Source organism: Peribacillus sp. R9-11, assembly GCF_031345095.1.
In the GTDB taxonomy this organism is placed as follows: domain Bacteria; phylum Bacillota; class Bacilli; order Bacillales; family DSM-1321; genus Peribacillus; species Peribacillus butanolivorans.
Genome location: NZ_CP133763.1, coordinates 2285939 through 2302860, shown reverse-complemented (window position 1 = coordinate 2302860; position 16922 = coordinate 2285939). Strand labels below are relative to the sequence as shown.

General features: G+C 37.8%; 14 protein-coding genes and 2 pseudogenes. 3 read left to right on the top strand and 13 right to left on the bottom strand.

Translation table 11 applies throughout. The annotated features are described in order from the left end of the window. Positions 1 to 344 precede the first annotated feature (344 nt). The 9 genes and pseudogenes from RE409_RS30670 to RE409_RS11235 all read right to left on the bottom strand — a co-directional run bounded on the left by RE409_RS30670 (position 345) and on the right by RE409_RS11235 (position 9715). Positions 345 to 1019, bottom strand: a complete 675-nt coding sequence (locus tag RE409_RS30670; RefSeq protein WP_397444164.1) for an MFS transporter — start codon at positions 1017 to 1019, stop codon at positions 345 to 347. Beyond that, the gene (locus tag RE409_RS30665; protein ID WP_397444162.1) at positions 1009 to 1554 is read right to left on the bottom strand and encodes an MFS transporter; all 546 of its coding nucleotides are present in this window, start codon (positions 1552 to 1554) and stop codon (positions 1009 to 1011) included. The genes RE409_RS30670 and RE409_RS30665 overlap by 11 nt, the downstream gene beginning before the upstream one ends. A 71-nt stretch (positions 1555 to 1625) precedes the next feature. Continuing rightward, on the bottom strand, positions 1626 to 3239 hold the full coding sequence (locus tag RE409_RS11265) for an N-acyl-D-amino-acid deacylase family protein (protein ID WP_201249689.1): 1614 nt from the start codon (positions 3237 to 3239) through the stop codon (positions 1626 to 1628). Positions 3240 to 3264: 25 nt separating this feature from the next. After that, complete coding sequence (locus RE409_RS11260) at positions 3265 to 4743, bottom strand: M81 family metallopeptidase (RefSeq protein ID WP_201224866.1); 1479 nt, start codon at positions 4741 to 4743, stop codon at positions 3265 to 3267. Between the two features lie 34 nt (positions 4744 to 4777). Further along, on the bottom strand, positions 4778 to 6097 hold the full coding sequence (locus RE409_RS11255) for a helix-turn-helix domain-containing protein (protein WP_201249691.1): 1320 nt from the start codon (positions 6095 to 6097) through the stop codon (positions 4778 to 4780). 542 nt (positions 6098 to 6639) lie between these two features. Continuing rightward, positions 6640 to 6942: a hypothetical protein gene (locus tag RE409_RS11250; protein WP_309558962.1), complete on the bottom strand. Its 303-nt coding sequence runs from the start codon at positions 6940 to 6942 to the stop codon at positions 6640 to 6642. Between the two features lie 525 nt (positions 6943 to 7467). After that, positions 7468 to 8286, bottom strand: coding sequence for a putative protein N(5)-glutamine methyltransferase (locus RE409_RS11245; RefSeq protein ID WP_397444181.1), 819 nt, complete (start codon positions 8284 to 8286; stop codon positions 7468 to 7470). A gap of 764 nt (positions 8287 to 9050) precedes the next feature. Next, positions 9051 to 9261: pseudogene (locus RE409_RS11240) on the bottom strand (IS6 family transposase); the annotation flags it as partial. A 106-nt stretch (positions 9262 to 9367) separates the two neighbouring features. Continuing rightward, on the bottom strand, positions 9368 to 9715 hold the full coding sequence (locus RE409_RS11235; protein ID WP_201181021.1) for a hypothetical protein: 348 nt from the start codon (positions 9713 to 9715) through the stop codon (positions 9368 to 9370). A gap of 636 nt (positions 9716 to 10351) precedes the next feature. Here RE409_RS11235 and RE409_RS11230 point away from each other — a divergent pair. The 3 genes from RE409_RS11230 to RE409_RS11220 all read left to right on the top strand — a co-directional run bounded on the left by RE409_RS11230 (position 10352) and on the right by RE409_RS11220 (position 13655). Beyond that, positions 10352 to 11887: a maltose/glucose-specific PTS transporter subunit IIC gene (locus tag RE409_RS11230; protein ID WP_201181022.1), complete on the top strand. Its 1536-nt coding sequence runs from the start codon at positions 10352 to 10354 to the stop codon at positions 11885 to 11887. A gap of 31 nt (positions 11888 to 11918) precedes the next feature. Next, the gene (locus tag RE409_RS11225) at positions 11919 to 12611 is read left to right on the top strand and encodes an N-acetylmannosamine-6-phosphate 2-epimerase (protein WP_201225202.1); all 693 of its coding nucleotides are present in this window, start codon (positions 11919 to 11921) and stop codon (positions 12609 to 12611) included. A 201-nt stretch (positions 12612 to 12812) separates the two neighbouring features. Beyond that, complete coding sequence (locus tag RE409_RS11220) at positions 12813 to 13655, top strand: MurR/RpiR family transcriptional regulator (protein WP_053345613.1); 843 nt, start codon at positions 12813 to 12815, stop codon at positions 13653 to 13655. A gap of 165 nt (positions 13656 to 13820) precedes the next feature. Here RE409_RS11220 and coaA read toward each other — a convergent pair whose 3' ends face one another. The 4 genes and pseudogenes from coaA to RE409_RS11200 all read right to left on the bottom strand — a co-directional run bounded on the left by coaA (position 13821) and on the right by RE409_RS11200 (position 16822). After that, positions 13821 to 14741 carry a type I pantothenate kinase gene (coaA, locus tag RE409_RS11215; protein ID WP_201224870.1) on the bottom strand — a complete coding sequence of 307 codons (921 nt, stop codon included), beginning with the start codon at positions 14739 to 14741 and terminating at the stop codon, positions 13821 to 13823. A gap of 191 nt (positions 14742 to 14932) precedes the next feature. Further along, the gene (locus tag RE409_RS11210) at positions 14933 to 15226 is read right to left on the bottom strand and encodes an RNA polymerase alpha subunit C-terminal domain-containing protein (RefSeq protein WP_053345612.1); all 294 of its coding nucleotides are present in this window, start codon (positions 15224 to 15226) and stop codon (positions 14933 to 14935) included. Positions 15227 to 15850: 624 nt separating this feature from the next. Further along, a pseudogene (locus tag RE409_RS11205) lies at positions 15851 to 16279 on the bottom strand (IS3 family transposase); the annotation flags it as partial. A gap of 315 nt (positions 16280 to 16594) precedes the next feature. Next, positions 16595 to 16822, bottom strand: a complete 228-nt coding sequence (locus tag RE409_RS11200; protein WP_201181028.1) for a hypothetical protein — start codon at positions 16820 to 16822, stop codon at positions 16595 to 16597. Between the last annotated feature and the right edge of the window lie 100 nt (positions 16823 to 16922).

Here is a 16922-nt window from a genome sequence, read left to right as displayed (position 1 = left end):
TACATCAACTATTGTCTGTTAAACAAAATATGACTTAGAAAAAGCCGATTTCCTTTAAGGAGTCGACTTTTAACATTTCTTCAACAAAACCTATTGAGCAAAAAACAATGGATCTGTCCACGTCGTAGATCTGCTCGATAAGTAATATACTGTTCACTATTTTTCTTGCATGTTTGATTCTTTCAATTGTGGACTCTACAAATGGCTGCCTAAAATTAAAGATAAAAAAACCCGAATTGGTTTCTATAGGCCTGATTCGAGTTTTTTTTATTTTCACTATATACTTTTAGTTTTAGTTAAAACCTCAAGAGATTTATTTAAGAGAAAGTCTTTGCTTATCGTTCCTATGCTAATAAGTCAACATCATTTGATTGCGCTATTTGATTATTCTTTTTAATAGAAAGTGCTGCGATTATTGAAATTCCAGAACATACAATTAAGAACCAAAACGCTCCGTTAAAAGAACCTGTAAGGCTGATGATAAAGCCCATGACGAGTGGTGATATAAAACCAGCCGCCTGTGCCCCCATATTAATTACACCCATTGCAGAACCGATAACCTTTTTGGACATGATTTTATGCGGCAAAGCAAAAGCAACTGTAAAGGCAAAGCTCTTAAAGATCATACAAAGATTCAAATATACCATTGCTGCCACAATGGAGGTCGAGGTAAACATCAAGTATAGGAATATTCCAGACATCAGCATGCCAAATGCCGCATAATACTTTTCCAAATTATTAAAAAAGCGGTCAAGCAGCCATCCACTAAAAAGCATAGCAACTCCTGTAGAGAGACCCGGGAGTGCTGCATAAAAACCCATGGACAAAAGATCCATTCCCCTATCTTCCATTAGATAGGATGGAATCCAGGAGGAAAGTCCCCAGTTGACTATTCCGGCAGCAAACCACATGACAGTTATTTTCCACAATCCAGAATTCGCCAACAATTCCTTCAAAGGAACACTATTCTCTTTTAATGTTTTGTTAGAGGCAGTACTTTCTTTTGGTTTAAAATACACCCAGAAAGCACAATCCGATTACATAAAACATGTTTCTCCAGCCCATAAATAAAATCATCGGTGCAGCTACTAACGGAGCAAGCGCCATCCCAAAGTAATTGGATGACATTAAGTAAGCAGAAGCCTTTGGCCTTTCATCCCGGGGATAATAATCCGCAATACCTTTTTGCGAAGCGGAAGGATATCCTCCTTGACCAAGCCCGAAAAGAAATCGTATGACAAGTAACGAGATTAGAGACCAGGCAAAACCAGTAAATACGGTAAAAACCGACCACACAATGATGGACCATATTAACACTTTTCTTGAACCCAGTTTATCTGTCAGCCATCCTCCTGGTATTTGCATGATTGCATAGGATAAGAAGAAGCTACTCAAGATTGCCCCTACTGCAGCAGCATCCAAATTAAATTCTTCTTTAATAGATACAACAGCTACACTCATGACCATCCGATCCAAATAATCAACCAGATAACCAACGAACAGCAAAAATAGTATAAAGTGCTTGTTTTGGGACCTTCCAATGTAACGATTCATCTTATTCCTCCCTTTTCTTTTAATCTTTCATTTTTCAACAGACTAATTAATAGTGAAGTATTTATAAAAAATTACATTTTTCCAACTAAATCTATTTTTGAATGTCGGACTGCTCTAATTACATGCCCATCTCGTGCACCTGTGTATCTCCCATGATGAACGGTTAATTTTCCGTTTATATAAACCATAAGTATGCCTTCAGGCTCTAATAGCGGATCATCAAATGTAGCCCGATCTTTAATTTTTTCGGGATCAAATATAACAATATCTGCCTGATATCCCATTTTTATTAATCCCCTATCCTTCAATCTCATGAGCTGCGCAGGTGCACCTGTCATTCGACGAATTGCTTGTTCAAGCGTCAAAGCTCCATCTTCTCTTACGTACTTGCCTAATACTCTCGGAAATGTCCCATATAATCGAGGATGCGGCTTGCCACCAAAAATTCCATCTGATCCTACCATTTGCAGTGGATGACACATACCCAACAGAACATCATCCGCAAAGCCCCAATGAATAACCATGGCTACATTTCCTTTTTCCTCAATCAGAATATCAAATGCGGCATCTTCAGGGGACTGCTGCCTGATTTCTGCAATTTCAATCATATTCTTACCTTCAAAGCATTTATTCGAAGCCGTTTGAACGGATGTAATAATGATATTTTTCCAACCACAATTTAAAACCCAGTTTTCGTACTCTGTGTTAGTTTTAAATTCATTGGATATTCTTTTTCGGACTTCAGGAATACCCAATCGAATCAGCGTCTCTTCCGTTCCTCCTGAGTGCATCCAAGGTGGAAGAATGGCATGAAAAACGGTTGAAGCAGCTGAATATGGATATTGATCAAAGGTAATTTCAATTCCTTCCTGTCTTGCGGCGTCCATCTTGTCTAGTGCTTTCTTAAATTTATCCCGATTTCCCTGGCCTATTATCTTAAAATGGGAAATATGAAGTCTTACATCGGATTGTCTGGAGACATCTATGACTTCATCCAAAGCTGACAAAGAATGAATGCTTTCATTGCGAATATGGACAACGAAACAGCCGTCATATTTGGCGGTACCCTTACATATTTCAATTAATTCTTCCTTATTCGAGAAAATATTTGGGGGATATACCAATCCGGAGGACAACCCTACTGCTCCCATACGCATTCCTTCCTCGACTAACGAACGCATTTTTTTCAATTCTTGTTTAGTAGCGGTTCTATTCTCAAATCCCATGACCAAGGAACGGACAGCTCCATGAGGTACCAGGTAAGCAGCGTTGCCTACCATTTTTGACTTTTCGAGAAATGAAAAATATTCATCAATGCTATTCCATGGCCATTCCCCTATATCGCCATTTAGTCCGCTTAATTGCTTTTGCCATAACGGCTTTGTTTCTTCTGATACAGGAGCGACAGAAATACCATCCTGTCCAAATAATTCTGTAGTCACACCTTGAAGTGCCTTTATTTTATGAACTTCAGGAACGGTGCATAGTAAATCAGAATGGACATGAGGATCAATAAATCCTGGTGAAACCGCCAATCCTTTAGCATCGATAGTTTGTACAGCTTGTTCTCTGCCTAAATTTCCTATAAAAGCAATTTTCCCATCCTTGATTCCAATATCCGTTTTCGTCCATGGGTTTCCTGTTCCATCATAAACTCTTCCATTTTTTATTATCACGTCTAGCATTTTGCCACATCCTTTATAAGTTTAGTTAGACTAATAGATGATTTCTTATAGAATCAAAAGGGTATATAGGTCTGCTTATATTCTTGTAGTCAAAGGTTGATAACTTGACACTGCTTAACCCAGGCGAGTCAACCGTTATAATTTCTTTAGCAATAGGCATGAAGGCTGCTCGGAAATGGTGAGCTGATTTCAAACCAACAATACTTGATTTTTCAACATCTATTCCATGAAGGAGGAATATTTGTTCATCAAATGTCTGTGAATTTACAGAACATACGATGATATCCACTTTTCCGACCGATAATCTTGCACTTCTCCCCAAGTTTACTTTGCTACCATTCCACATCGGTGAGGATTGAATAAACTTGCCATCAGACAGACTTTTTACATAGGCTAATATTTTTAGAGGTTTCCCGTGTAATGTATCTGTTTTACCTCCTAATTCCACTTGAATCAGGGAACCCACACCTTCTTTATGGGCTATTTCCGCTACTCCTGGATCAAAAATAAATCCAAAGCAACTATTTGGAATGTTTGCTTCAATCATTTCCTTCAATAAAAAGGTGCCATCACCTGGTGTACCTGCACCAGGGTTATCGGAAGCTTCGTTAATGACGATGGGCATTTCATTCCGAGTGGAAGCATATGAAATTGCTTTCTTTGGTGAAAGCAAGATAGGAAAAAATTCATCTTTTTTCTCAAAAATTCTAGCAGCTATATCATCTGAAATTTTCTGTGCTAAAGAGGGTTCATTATTCGTAATGGTAATAACCGAAACACCTGCATGAGGAATATCTGAATATGGAAAGCCGTGAAATACAGTACAATCAAGCACCTCAGGATGACTTTCCCATTCTTGGCACCAGTCATTGATTTCATTAATTGGAGAATAGTAAGAAGTTGTAGTAGGAATAAGTAATGGTAATTTAGTTAAGGCCATTTCTGGGTTGACTTTCCCTTGAATAATACAAGCTGTTACATCAATCGCTTCAATCCCCCTTTCATAGGAATCCGTATGAGGGTAATCTATATTGCCGAGTAGTGCATCTGCTTCTTTAACCATGGTTTCGGTAATATTACCATGCAAATCCAATGCAGCTACGATAGGGATTTCGGAACCCACAACGCTTCTTAATTCCGATAAAATCTCACCTTCAATATCGTCAATTCCTTCAGCTACTCCGGCTCCATGAAGAAACAGACAAATACCATCAAGTTTGCCAGAATTCATTATGCTAGATATTAATAGATTTTTTGCAATTTGAAATGCTTCCTGTGTTATCGTTCCTGAAGGATTGGCCATGGCTGCGAAGGTCGGCACAATTTCAATCCCAAGCTCTTCTCCCCGGTCAATCATCCCACCCAAATAATCTAGGACACCAGTATGCCTTTCGAGAAGTTCCTTTCCTTGGGTCCATTCCCATATTTTAAATAAGTCGACAGTCGTTCTTACTCGAGAAAACGTATTCGTTTCATGGGCCAACTGACCGATTGCTATCCTCATAAAATAACCCCTTTCTTCAATAGTAAAAAAAACTCTATCTAACAGACTCCATAAAAAATTGAAATTCATAAAGCTGTCGCGGTCTACCGCGGTGTATAGGCTGTTCCTCACCAACAATGACAGCTAAATTAGTATTTTCAAGTGTATTAAGAATTCTCCTTGCGCTCCTAATGGTCAAACCTAGACCGTTAGCAAGATCATTTGCCGTGATGCATTTACTGCCGAAGCACTCACAAAAGGAAAGTAATTTATTGATGGTTGCAATACTGAGTCCAGCTTTTTTTGCTAAGTCCATTAGATGTGGGTCATCACTCCGTAAGGAATATTTCAATCTTCCATCTTTTCCAACAGGCCCATAAACTGTTTCATCCATGTCAACCACAAAGCAACTGGGTTTATTCACTTTTGCCTTCGTAAGTGCTTTACGAGCACTCACTTCTGCTTCGTTTGCAGTATGTCCAAATCCAATTCCGATGGTGGTCTCTATATCAATTTTCATGGCTATCTCATCTAATAACGGAGCTTTTTTATATTTTTGGGTCGTCCTCTCAATTGCACCGCGAGTGGTTATAAATCGCACCTCATCCCGTTCTGACCAATCAAAAATAGCTTGAGCTTCTTCACAAAAATCTATAAGAAGATTTTGTAGTACAGCCTTTTTACGCTGTTCTCCATACTCTGATAATGGCTTATGTAAAGACGAAAGCAAATTATTAAAATGCAGTATTCCAATCGCAATTTGGGTATCGCTTTGGAGCAAGGCCTTCCCTTCTAAAAGAACATTATTCAGGCTGGTTCGAATAGCAGACTTAGTAGGGAGAACCCTGAATACTAGCACCCCTAGCCCTTTTAACGATTCATATACGGATTTAACACAAGTAATGGCTACTTGAGTTTGATTGTTACTCCACAGTTCATAATGAAATTGAACCATTTCCTCAGCTTTTTGATCGGTATTCAGAAAAATCTTTTCTGGATATATCTCTAAATCCTCTAGACACTCTTTTACTTCTCTATTCGGCAATGTATCTATACTAATCCTCAATGGTGCTTTGATTGGGTTAAACTCAGTTTCAGTAATAATTTTAAAAAGAGTACGATACAAAGATGTTCCTGTTGATGGAATAAAAACCATTGGCTTAGTAATGTTTTGGTTTTTAGCTATCTGATAAGGGATAGTGCCTGCAAATAATAAAACATCCGCTTCGTCGGCTCTTTTTTTTATCACATCTAATGTTTCCTGTTCATGATTGTAAGGAGCAGGTAACATGGTAATAGCGGAGTATGATTGGCCGATAGTGACTACTAGTTCTACTAAATCCATAGGGCCGATAACTAATACTTTTGTATTCATTCATCCTCCTGCTTTTTTCAAAATATACTGAATAGTTAGATAGTTAATGTCTGTTAATGGACCGAAATACGATTTTTTTGAGTAATCAGTTATTTATTTGGTCTTTCTCTATTCGTTCCACTAGAGGATACATATTTTTGTACATTCAGTTCATTAATAGACCTGGGCCCTTATTGATAAATTATCCATATCATACGTTAATCGTGTGATATTGGAGAAAACATTTCTATTTGCCACATCAATGACTGTAACAACCCTATTTCCTCAATCACCACTAACCGGGGATATAGAAGATCCATCGTATATTTTTGGCTATGTTAAAGGAAAGGGTTGATTTATAGGTTCAAATGTAGGTGCTATTTAAAATAATGATAAATGGAATTACTGAAGAGACAAAAGGGAACAAGAATTTTTATAAAGAACACCTCAATGATGAATTTATAATATTATTCCCAATAAAAATAACTTGGAAAAGTATCTCCAAGCTTATTTGTTTTACTGTCTGATTTTTTACTAGGCCACTCGCTAGTCCGATAGAAATCTTATTCAGAATAAAGCCAAGGGATCGGTGGGGGGGTACCAGCTTCAGGTAAAAGATAAACAAAAGTGAAAAAGAAACAAATTAAAAGACCGAAAATAATAATGAATAAAGAAAGGAATGGCTTAATCTTTTTAATAATCCCATACATACCACATAGGATACTTATAACACCTATAAATAGTTCAAATAGTGCTACTGGATACACAGAATAATGCTCCATAATAATTACTCTAAAGGAATTAAAGATTGTTATTGATAGAACAAATATTATTTGTAAAGCTAGACCCCAATAAGGAATTTTCATTTTCTTCCTCCTAAAATTACATATCTCATATTCACTTTAACATAGATACCCAAAGGGCCCTTTAAACACTTCACAATTCAAATAAATGCATGGGAAACGACCATCCATATCAATCAACGAGTTTATATTTTATCTTTTTTTATATCAACCTTAACCTTTAACTATGCCATATTTTTTCTAAATGAAAAAAGATTTGCCTACAGTTGTTATGTAGGCCGGTGGTGATATAACCTTATAGGGGTAGCGTAGCTGCAACTGCATCCACCTTAATACGACATCAGATATTAAGGCTTATAATTTCTTTCAGGACCCTTGTTAAATTTAACTGCCCGGTTTGTTGCATACAAAAAAGGTTGCCTCAGCAACCCTCTCAAATAAAGGTAAAGCACTTGTTCGATTAGTCCTATTTTAACTTCGAACTATGACATGAACCTTTATATTATTTACGCGACTTTTTTATTGGGCCATATTTTTGACTTCCATCACAGGCTATCAAGCAAACATCACTCTCATTTGCAGACAGTGCTAGCCGTCCGAACTGCTCTGAAGGTCGGGCTTGGTTCCGATGACGACGGTGGCGTCCAGTTCGTCGAATCTGGCCACTTTCGGTACCAGCCCGTTGCGAGTGAAAATCTCGACGGTCTTCGGCGCCTGTCGCTCGCTAGTCTCGACCAGCAGGTGGCCACCCGGTGCCAGCCAGATTGGGGCCGCGTTCGCCACCCGTCGCTGGACGTCAAGCCCGTCCTCTCCCCCGTCGAGCGCCACCCGTGCCTCGTGTATGCGGGCCTCCGGGGGGAGCAGTCCGATCACCTCGGTGGGTACGTAGGGTGCGTTGGCGACCAAAACGTCGACGCGCCCCCTAAGTGTGGAGGGCAACGACTCGTAGAGGTCACCTTCGTACACGTAACCACCTGCGACAGTGACGTTGCGGCGGGCGCACCGCACCGCCGCCGGGTCGATGTCGGTGGCGTACAACTCGATTCGTTCCAGTGCAGCGGCCACCGCGGCGCCCACCGCGCCCGATCCACAGCACAGGTCAACCACGATGGCTCCTGGTCGGGCGATGTCGGCGGCCTGTCGGACGAGAAATTTGGTGCGTTGACGGGGTACGAAAACTCCAGGGTCCACCGCTATTCGCAGTCCGCAGAACTCCGCCCAGCCAATGACGTGTTCGAGGGGCAAACCGGCGGCTCGGCTGTCAACCATGGCGGCAAGGTCGGCTGGAGTCCGTTCCGCGGAGAGGAGCAACCGGGCCTCATCTTCGGCGAAAACACAACCGGCGGCCCGAAGCCTGCTGACTATGTTTGTACAAGTGATATCTCCATGAAAGCCACCATAATTCACAAATGATCCTGCCTCGGCATGGAGTGTTACATCATCAACATTTTTTGAAGTTGCAGACTCAGTTGTTAACTTACTTCCATCAACACAATTGACTCTCCCAAAGCTCAAAGTAGCTTTCCTTAAGTCCATAAATCCCCCTCATTCCCATCCTCGTAACTATCCGGTTAGCACAATAAGAAGCAGGCATTGTTATGTTATAACCCCTTTTCTTAAACTTAAGCAATCGTTTCGATTAACTAAAAAAGGCGTACCACTATCGTAGTAACACCTTCCTTTTTGAGCCTTCAAAGTTATATATTCGTCAAAGGGAAAAAAAATCCCTTTTTCCACTAAACCGCCCCGTTAATTGCATAAAAATAGGTTGCCTCAGCCACTCTCTCAGTGAAGTAAAGCACCCATTAGTACATTACTTTTTTTAGTAAAAAACTCATATTCCCCCCCATTTTTTCTAGTGTAATCAATTGTATATTGTTCCAATTCTAGCAATATATTAATATTTTTATGATCACTCGAAATATTGATAAGTAATGGTAATGAAAAAAAGCTTTGGCTTCTTCAACTAACCCAATTCAATTTGACCATTAATACTTTTGAGCATTGCAATACTAACTATGCCTCATTTCTTCAGTTTCAATAAGTCGGTGACTCCCTTGGGAATTAAACATCTTTTAGTCTTACGAGAACCTTATCAACCGATTAAGATTGGCCTTGCATGATTAAATGACTCTTCAAGAGTCTAGTGGCTATTCCTCCATGTTGATTTACATCCATTGACCTTTTACTTTGATATACTTTTCATCCACTCTCCAGGAGTCATTTGTTGTATTAAGATGACGCTGTATTCCTTCACCTAATGTCAATCAATATTGATGACCCAACGCATAAATCGTTGTATGAGCCATCGATAAGCCACGTTCTTCCCCTCATCTCCACTACATTAAGAAAGCTCAAGTTGCACCGCAGGTACCATCTCATTGTTAACAAAGTATATGAGTCAAACTTATTCAAAATTAATACTTCATGATGAAAATCATCTTGAACATTAATAGTCATTAGATTTTGCACCAGGATTGAACTGTCCCTACTTTATTTTTGAGACAATTAATCCAACTACAATAATCGAAAATCCCAATAAAGTTTTCCAAGTAGGCACTTCCTTTAAAAATATGTACCCCATTATCAATGCGATTAAAATTTCTATCCCCTTAGAAGTAACTAAGACATATGTCAGGTTATGTATAGCTTTAAATCCAAACTTTACTCCATAACCTATCAGCATATTAGCAGTTAAAAATAAAGGTAAGACACGAAGATGGAACTTGAGTGTTTCCCAAAAAGCTGAATCAATGTGTTTACTTTGATAAGAAAAAATCAGGTTTATCAGAAATAATCCTAAGAACAAGCACGCTAAACTGTAAATATAATTCATGCACACACTCTCTTTACTAAACTTCTTGTTTTTAGCATTAGTTTATCCTAAAAGGTTTTTCTTATACCATAAATTTTGCATAAGGTAAAAAATATGGTTCTGTCACAAAAATGAATAATAACTATTGTGAAGATATCTTTTATTTGTAATTAAAAACTTTATTACAAATTAGCCTTATTTCTGTCCGTAAAATAGTAAAAGCAACTAGTATCACTCATACAAGTTGCTTTTTTTAAAGAGACCTCTTATCAAAAAACATTGTGAAAAGATTTAAGACAGCAATCACAACCGCAATACACCATGAGAGGATCTTTTTATTTAGGCTCATTTAAACATTAATTTTGATAGTTAAACAAAAGAAAAAGGAAATTAATTTAGTCCTTTGTATGTCTTCTTGACCTAAACCAGCTAATAGGAAATACTTTTTTTGCAATCAGATTTTCAGAGATTATTTTTTTTTGAAAACTTTTTCAAAAAAATCAGCTCCTAGGTGAAAACAATTGATATCTCTTGCTTCGTATTGAAAACGCTTTTATAGGGATTTAATATATAGCTATAGGGAAGAGATACCCCTTATTAATAGAGAATCAAAATATAGAGAACATTATAGGCTCGTTAAATGAGGGAGGAATTTTTATGAAGAAAGCTTTTGAGAAAGCGCAGCAGTTCGGTAAATCTTTTATGCTCCCGATTGCCGTTTTGCCAGCGGCCGGTTTATTGCTGGGAATTGGCGGTGCTCTTTCTAATCCAAATACAGTTGAGGCCTATCCTTTTTTAGACTTTGCCTGGCTGCAGGCCATTTTCACGATCATGAGTTCTGCAGGAAGCATCGTATTCGGTAACTTGCCGGTCATTTTTGCCGTAGGTGTTGCAGTAGGATTGGCACGTTCGGATAAAGGGACCGCTGCACTGGCAGCCATGATTGGCTATTTCGTCATGAACAGTTCCATAAATGCACTGCTTCAAATAAACGGGGAACTTGCCAAAGAGAATTTGGCAGGTGCCGGACAGGGAATGGCGGTCGGAATCCAAACACTGGAGACTGGTGTGTTTGGCGGTATCGTAGTAGGTATCGTTGCCGCACTTTTGCACAATAAATATAATAAAATTCAGCTTCCGCAAGTGTTAGGATTTTTCGGTGGTTCCCGTTTCATTCCCATCATCGTTTCCTTCGCGTCCATCTTGGTTGGAGCCATGCTTTTTATCGTATGGCCTTATTTCCAACTTTTCATAAACCAATTAGGTGCGCTGGTAACGAGCACAGGTACGATTGGGACTTTCTTTTACGGATTCATATTACGGATGCTCGGGCCGTTAGGGTTGCACCATATTTTCTACCTTCCCTTCTGGCAAACAGCTTTAGGCGGAACGATGGAGATTAAAGGGCAGATTGTCAGCGGGACCCAGAATATCTTCTTTGCGCAATTGGCCGACCCAACTACCGTCAAGTACTATGAGGGTGTTTCCCGGTTCATGTCCGGAAGGTTCATCACGATGATGTTTGGTTTACCCGGCGCGGCATTGGCCATTTATCATTGCGCTAAACCTAAAAATAAGAAAGTCGTGGCCGGCTTGCTTCTTTCAGCTGCCTTAACATCATTCTTAACAGGCATCACCGAACCGCTTGAATTCAGTTTCTTATTTGTCGCCCCGATCCTTTATGTTTTTCATGCCTTGTTTGACGGACTTGCCTTCATGATGGCAGATATATTCAATATAACGATCGGTCAAACCTTTTCTGGAGGATTTATTGATTTTACTTTATTCGGGATACTCCAGGGCATCAGTAAAACAAACTGGATTTATGTACTTCTAGTCGGCATTCCGTGGTTTTTCCTATACTACTTCACTTTTAAATTCTTGATCAGGAAGAAAAATTTGAAAGTGGTCGGCCGTGAAGATGATGAACAGGTCGCAGTTACACAAGTAACGGCATCAGAGAGAACCCAGACCATCGTTAATGGATTAGGCGGACAGGAAAATATCGATATAGTCGATTGCTGCGCAACCCGTCTACGTGTCACTGTAAAGGATGAATTATTGGTAAAAGATGACTTAATTATGCAAACTGGTTCAAAAGGTATCGTGAAAAAAGGAAATGGTATTCAAATAGTATACGGTCCCCAAGTAACGATCATCAAAAATGAAGTGGAAGAATACTTGGGTCATTAAGAACATAGATAACGATAAGGACGTGTTAAACATGCAACAGGTGCTGGATAAAATTCACAAAGGCTTAATTGTATCATGTCAAGCATTGGAGAATGAGCCGCTGCACAGCTCTTTTATTATGGGACGCATGGCCATTGCTGCCAAAGAAGGCGGTGCAACGTGCATTCGCGCAAACTCTGTAGCTGACATAATGGAAATCAAGAAAAATGTGGACCTTCCAGTCATAGGGATCATTAAACAGGTGTATGGACAAAACGATGTCTATATTACTCCGACCATGGTCGAAATTGATGCTTTAATGGAAACTAAAGCGGAAATCATTGCGACGGATGCTACTGCTCGAATAAGACCGAACGGTAAAACTTTAGAGCAGTTTTATTGTGATATAAGAGCAAAATATCCAGATGTTCTGTTAATGGCTGATGTATCGACCATAGATGAGGCTGTATACGCTGACCATTTAGGATTTGATATTGTAGCACCTACACTCTACGGCTATACAAATGAAACAATGGGACAGAAAATTTATCAAGATGACTACGCTGTGCTCAAAGAGATAATAAAAGCAGTGAAAAATGCAAAAGTTATTGCAGAGGGAAATGTCATAACACCAGAAATTGCTCGTTCTATATTAGATATGAATGTCCATGCAGTAGTAGTAGGTGGCGCTATTACCAGGCCACAGCAAATCACAAAAAGATTTGTAGATGCTATGCAAAAATAGAAACTTTGTAGATGTGCACCGAACATAACAAAAGAATGAAAAAGACTCAGACTATCAGCAGTTTGGGTCTTTTTCTCGATTAATATTGTTGTAGCTGCAACTTTATTTAAAACTATCGGTTATAGACGTTCTTAATGGTTACATTAAACTATACTAAAGAAAGCATACATTTAAGAAATTCAACCTGAAATGGGTGGTCAAATGGAATATCTAGCAGAAAATCTCATATATGGAATCGAGTGCAGTATGAGCAAATTCACAAAAACAGAAGAAGAATTAGCCAAATATATTCTTCAACGCCCTGATGAAGTTAGCCAGTTGACAATAAGTCAAATTGCTAAAAATCTTCACATTTCGCCAGCAACCATTACGCGTTTTTGCCAGAAACTAGCTTTTTCAGGATTTAATGAGTTTAGACATGAGTTAAAAAGGTTCGTTGATCTGCAAAATACACCGATAAGCATGAAAAACATTAAGCAGGTAGATTATTTCGCTAAACTGTACCAAGATCACTTAGGAATCATTGACAACACCTTTCGTATAGCTACTTATGACGATATCCAGAAAGCGGTATCTTTCCTTACTCAGGCAGATAAGATACATGTCTATGGAATAGGGAGTTCGGGTATAGCCGCCCAGGAGTTTAAATCCAAGTTTTTCCGAATTGGTTTACATGTTGAGGCTGTTACGGATACTCACCAGGCAATGATGGATGCGGCTTTAAGTAACCAGAATAGTGTTGTCATTGGCATTTCCATTTCCGGAGCAACAAAAGAAGTCATTCGTGCTGTTAAAATTGCAAAGAAACAAGGCTCACTCATATTAGTTTTTACAGGTGATAAAAATTCTGAGCTTTCACAGCTGGGTGACTTATCATTATTAGTAACCAGTAAAAGTAGCATGCATATGGGACAGAATATTTCTCCCTTACTTCCGCTCTTATTACTTTTTGATTTAATATATACAGAGTTAGTAGCAAAAGATTATAAAAACAGGATAAATATTAGAGAAAAGACTTTACAGGTATTAGCTGATACTGATTAGTTTTCTTGGAACCTTTACGTCCTAATTTATATTAGACATTGGATTGCTCTATAATACTAAGAAACATACTTTCAAAAGGCCGCCAATTGGCGGCCTTCTTATGGCGCTAACGCACCTGTTCGTTGAATTAGATATATTTATTTTTTTAAAAAGTTTTAAATTATATTATCTTCGTAAATAGATATTTTCAGCTTTATGATCTGATCCTTTTTTTAAAACTAGATTGGCACGTCCTTTTGTCGGTAGTATATTTTCATGTAAATTTTTCAAATTAATTTCTTCCCAAATTTGAGTCGCTTGTTTAATAGCATTTTCTTTAGACAAGTTAATGTACCGATGAAAATAGGATTCGGGACTTTGAAATGCTGTCTCTTGAAGTAGAAGAAACCTTTCAACATACCACCTTTCTATGTCATGTATCTCTGCATCAACATAAAGTGAAAAATCAAAAAAGTCACTGACAAATACTTGATTTTCTTTGTCAACTTGAAGAACATTAACACCTTCCACTATTAAAATATCTGGATTACTGATAGTTTGTACTTCATTCGGCAAAATATCGTACGTCAAATGTGAGTAGATTGGAACTTCCACTTTATTTTTTCCAGCTTTTACATCTCCGATAAGATTAATTAATTTTTGTGTATCATAACTTTCAGGAAACCCTTTTCTTTTCATCATTCCTTTTTCTACTAAAATCTCATTTGCGTACAAAAAACCATCTGTTGTGACTAGACCTACATTTCTATGGTTATCCCATCTAGATAATAATGTCTGAAGTAACCTTGCTGTTGTACTCTTTCCTACAGCAACACTTCCTGCAATTCCAATAATATAAGGGGCTTTTTTAGCATTATTTTTTAGAAATGAAGAAGTAGCTGTGTTAAGTTGCTGATAAGCTTCGACATATAAATTAATTAAACGAGTCAAGGGCAAATAAATCTCTTCTACTTCCTGAATAGATATTTCTTCATTTATTCCTTTTAAGTTATCTAATTCTTCTTCAGTTAAAGGAAGAGGAGTATGATTTCGTAAAGATGCCCACTTTTTTCGATTGAATTCAAAATAGGGAGTATAGGAACTCATGATTTTCGTTACCTCACTTTTTAGAGTTACTTTCAGTTTAACAAGGATGGTGGCCAAAAAAACTCAGGAACCATCGATGTTTCTAATCCCTTATTGACATAAAGCCCCTGTGACTTGAGGAAGAAATTGAATAAAAAATTATGCTCCAGTAGGCATAAAATGCATTACTTAAGTTTAATCATTCTTGGTGTTTAATTTTTGAATGATAACCCATTTGTCTCCAAAGCAGTCCTAAGTTTAGGTATAGAAGCTGGTCCCATACCGTGAAATTGCAAAATCTCTTTTTCACTAAATTTTGATAGCTGTTGTAGTGAAGTTACCCCATTGTTTTCCATTGCTCGTCTGGCTGGCGCAGAAAGTAGTGAAAGAAATCCGTTGTCAGGTTTGCGCTCTTGCTCACAAATAGGGCAGGTCGGACAGTCGCTACCCTTATAATATTTGTGTCCTTTGTTGCAAGTCCTTACATTTTTCTTTGAAGTTGTCATTTCTAATGTCTCCTTTTCTCAAGAATTTTTTAGCAGTCTATCTTCTGCCAACTTTTCAATGGATTACTTAAGAAGTAATAACATCATAGGTATATCAAGCTAAGCATTAGCGGCTACGTATTCGCCCCATTCCTGCTGTTATGTAACTAAACTCCCTCAATAAAAAAGGATATAACTGGACATTTGAAGAAAAAGACTCATAGGAAAGCTGCCCCGTTAGCTCCATTAGAATAAGAGCTGCCAAAGCAATTTCCTTAATAAAATAAAGCACCTGTTAGCTTAATAATCCGTTTTATCGTTTATCATTATCTAATTCATCATCAAGAAAAGACTTTTTATCTTCCTTTAAATTCATACTTCTTTTCAAGAAATTGACCAATAATTGAACTATTAATACCTTTCCTTACTGCTGTTTCGATAACTATATATAGAATAAATAACCCAAAAATATAAAAAACATTAGGTATGAGCCTCCACTAAAAATCCCCCAAACTAATAATCAATAATTTCCTTTACTTTACCATAAAATTCAGAATTCCTTTTGGAACTAACCTGCCCCATTCGTAATATAAGGTCAGCCAATTATTAAACTGAACCCTATGTAAAGGACATTATAAAAAAAGGTCATGCCACTTGGAGAAGGTGATTTCTGTATTGAACAGGAGTCACCTTCTTTAAGTTCCATTGATATCTGAAATTGTTATAGTACGTCATATAACTTCTTATTTCCTTTTTAAGTTTTTCTATTGTATTGCAGGGTTTAATTTAGGCTTCATCTTTAAAATGACCAAAGAAGGACTCTAGTGGAGCGTTATCCTAACAGTTCCCTCTTCTCGACATGGATTGCCCAAGTCCTAGTTTTTTTTGAAAAGTGGACTAGTATAGTGTACTCCGTGATCAGAGTGAATAGAGGCCCCTTTTTACTCGTTTATTCTTCGTTAACTTTACTAATGTATCTGTAGTTAAATCTAATGTCATTCGGCTAGACACATTATAGGCAAGTATTTCATTGGTTGAACCATCTTTAATCGTGGATAAATAAGACTCATCATTAGTTAACATAATGGATCCTTTAGGAAATAAAATACGCAAAGCCCTTTTTTCTTCCCCACGGGTTGGGACTTAGAACAAACACCTATACTACCTGTTTTCTATTTTCAATTGGAGCCAGTATTGTATAAAAACCAGAGATATAAAAAAGGTCTCATCATCCATCTCAGCAGGGATTAAAGTGATCATATTTGTCATCAATTCGGTTCCGAGTTTAAGACGTTTGTCGGTAAAGCCAAATAATTTCTACTTCTTCTAACTAGGCTAAACTTTTCTTCGATCAAGAAAATGACCATAAAAAAGATCTAGTTCATATGACTAGATTCTCTTTTTAATATCTTCCCTTATTGATTCAATGATAGTATCAGATAAATTTGATGGAAGAGATGAACCATCCTCAAAAACCCATGTATTAATTATTTCAAGATCTGCTTTATTAAAAGTAATGCTATAATCTTTATAATTGTGAGTAAAATCAGCTGTAACCGTTTCTTCACCATCAAACTCGTCATCAATAATCATATTTTTTATTTCATATGGCTTCACGATCTAATCTCCTTTTTATTTTCATTCTTGTATATAGAATTGACCTAATATGATTGTTTATTCACTTTTTTCACCCAGCCTGCCCAAATCAAAAAACGGA

Bases quoted from the DNA above. Each gene is read 5' to 3' on its own strand.
- RE409_RS30665 (WP_397444162.1), bottom strand. From the start codon at position 1,554: ATGAATCGTTACATTGGAAGGTCCCAAAACAAGCACTTTATACTATTT.
- RE409_RS11220 (WP_053345613.1), top strand. From the start codon at position 12,813: ATGGAATATCTAGCAGAAAATCTCATATATGGAATCGAGTGCAGTATG.
- RE409_RS11230 (WP_201181022.1), top strand. From the start codon at position 10,352: ATGAAGAAAGCTTTTGAGAAAGCGCAGCAGTTCGGTAAATCTTTTATG.
- RE409_RS11260 (WP_201224866.1), bottom strand. From the start codon at position 4,743: ATGAGGATAGCAATCGGTCAGTTGGCCCATGAAACGAATACGTTTTCT.
- RE409_RS11255 (WP_201249691.1), bottom strand. From the start codon at position 6,097: ATGAATACAAAAGTATTAGTTATCGGCCCTATGGATTTAGTAGAACTA.
- coaA (WP_201224870.1), bottom strand. From the start codon at position 14,741: ATGAGTTCCTATACTCCCTATTTTGAATTCAATCGAAAAAAGTGGGCA.
- RE409_RS11265 (WP_201249689.1), bottom strand. From the start codon at position 3,239: ATGCTAGACGTGATAATAAAAAATGGAAGAGTTTATGATGGAACAGGA.
- RE409_RS11210 (WP_053345612.1), bottom strand. From the start codon at position 15,226: ATGACAACTTCAAAGAAAAATGTAAGGACTTGCAACAAAGGACACAAA.
- RE409_RS11235 (WP_201181021.1), bottom strand. From the start codon at position 9,715: ATGAATTATATTTACAGTTTAGCGTGCTTGTTCTTAGGATTATTTCTG.
- RE409_RS11225 (WP_201225202.1), top strand. From the start codon at position 11,919: ATGCAACAGGTGCTGGATAAAATTCACAAAGGCTTAATTGTATCATGT.
- RE409_RS11250 (WP_309558962.1), bottom strand. From the start codon at position 6,942: ATGAAAATTCCTTATTGGGGTCTAGCTTTACAAATAATATTTGTTCTA.